The organism is Bacillus sp. P4_D3 (genome assembly GCF_056401855.1).
Window position 1 is genome coordinate 1 of record NZ_JBFUIN010000656.1, and the last position, 1,716, is coordinate 1,716.

Here is a 1,716-nt window from a genome sequence, read left to right on the forward strand (position 1 = left end):
GCTTATCGCACTACTTCTGTCTTTGTCTCCTTTTCTAAATTACGAGCTGTTTCGCTTAATTCAACGTCTTTTCCATCTTTAAGCGTTCCAAATATAAAATCGAATACTGGATTTGAAACACCAAACCAAAACTTTTCATTTTTATAATGGTGTAATATATGCTGTTTTTTTAGCCATCTTCCAAACTTAGTGAAGGGACGAATTGGCTTATGTGCAATATAATGTTTCCATTCATAAACGAGGAGCATGATAATCATTCCGACTCCAAATGAAAGTGTAACAGTAACACTTTTTGTAATACCATATGATATAAGTAAATAGATAGTAAAGCTAGGTATACTAAACCATACAGGCAAAAATAAAAGTTTTAAATCATCTGGATAGACGTGATGATCATAATGTAATCTTCTTAACATTTTTAATAAAAGTGCGTTTTTAGGCGGCTTTAAATGGAATAAAAAACGATGTGTCATATATTCGTTTAGCGTATAAAAAACAATCCCAAACAAACACGCTAACATACCGATCCATGTAAAAAATTGCATTTTTAAAATAAGGATAAAAATTAATAGAACACTATACATAATAACAATATCATGTTGCAAAAAGAACTCCTTTACCACTCTCTTCATCTTTCTTCCCCCTTCTCCACAAAAACAGCCGCAACATATCGTTACGACTATTTCTTTTCTATTTTATTCTTATTCTATTCACTTTACAAATTTGCCTGCTGTTCTATTGTCGAGAAAAAAGTGTTCGGACCAAATATATTTTGCTTTGGGATAATGTGTTCTACTGCAAACACTGTTACTTCACCCCTTTGTACTTCTCCAATAATAAGCCCAAATACTTCATGGTTTACCGCAAACGTTGGTTGTTTCGTTTGCAGCAACCTTGCTGCATTTTTAAATACCGCTTCATATAGTGGATTCCTATCAGTAATTTCTTTTCGGATTTTTGGTGCTAAAGTGATGATAATTTCTTTTCCGTCAATAGTGGTTCGATACATAAAAATCTCCCCTTCAATCTTATATGAACAACTGTAAAGCTTTGTATGCAAAATGGATAGAATATCCTACTAAAATAATACCTGCTCCGGCTGTAATATAGCCAAGTGCTTTTTGCTTTAATAAAGTTCTTCCGAAATGTACAGAAAAAGCAATATTTAAGTTCCACAAAATAATACCAACAATAATGCAAAGACTGTACAAAAAAGCTTCTTGTTTCGTTACTTTTGTAAGCAAAGAGCTAAGTGTACTTCCGTATATGCCAAACCAAAAAACGAGATTTAATGGATTGGATATCGCGATAAAAAATCCTGCCATAAAAGATTGTTTAAGTCCACCTATCTCTTCTTGTTTATATTCCATATTAGAGTGAGAAATTCCTTGTTTCACACTTTGAAACCCTAAATAAAACAACAAGAAAAACCCAGTGCAATACATAAAAGCTTGTACATATGTATACATAAACACAGAAGATAAACCGAAATAAATAAGAAGCATAAACAAAATATCAGCAGTCATTCCTCCAATTCCAACAATCCATGCATGCCAAAATCCACGTTCAATTCCCCTTTTTAACATTTCAATATTAATCGGACCTACAGGCGCAGCTAATGAAATACCTAATACTATTTGWTGTATAATTGCTCCAAACATCGCTCTATCCTTTCTACTTCTTTTACTATTAAGTAATGATGTAAATATAGAAAAT

The 1,716-nt window shown here is 32.3% G+C and carries 3 protein-coding genes; all 3 read right to left on the reverse strand.

Features of this window, described 5'->3' with window-relative positions:
- Positions 1 to 2: 2 nt before the first annotated feature.
- A complete protein-coding gene (locus tag AC1DTM_RS25255) occupies positions 3 to 632 on the reverse strand; it encodes a sterol desaturase family protein (RefSeq protein ID WP_016104365.1) in 630 nt (209 codons plus the stop codon).
- Between the two features lie 83 nt (positions 633 to 715).
- Positions 716 to 1,009 (reverse strand): hypothetical protein, encoded by a 294-nt coding sequence (locus AC1DTM_RS25260; RefSeq protein ID WP_002011898.1) that lies wholly within the window; start codon positions 1,007 to 1,009, stop codon positions 716 to 718.
- 19 nt (positions 1,010 to 1,028) lie between these two features.
- The coding region (locus AC1DTM_RS25265) for a LysE family transporter (RefSeq protein ID WP_477001165.1) at positions 1,029 to 1,716 on the reverse strand (688 nt) is incomplete at its 5' end.

Coding starts and splice junctions, on each gene's coding strand:
- AC1DTM_RS25255 (WP_016104365.1), bottom strand. CDS start 632: ATGAAGAGAGTGGTAAAGGAGTTCTTTTTGCAACATGATATTGTTATT.
- AC1DTM_RS25260 (WP_002011898.1), bottom strand. CDS start 1,009: ATGTATCGAACCACTATTGACGGAAAAGAAATTATCATCACTTTAGCA.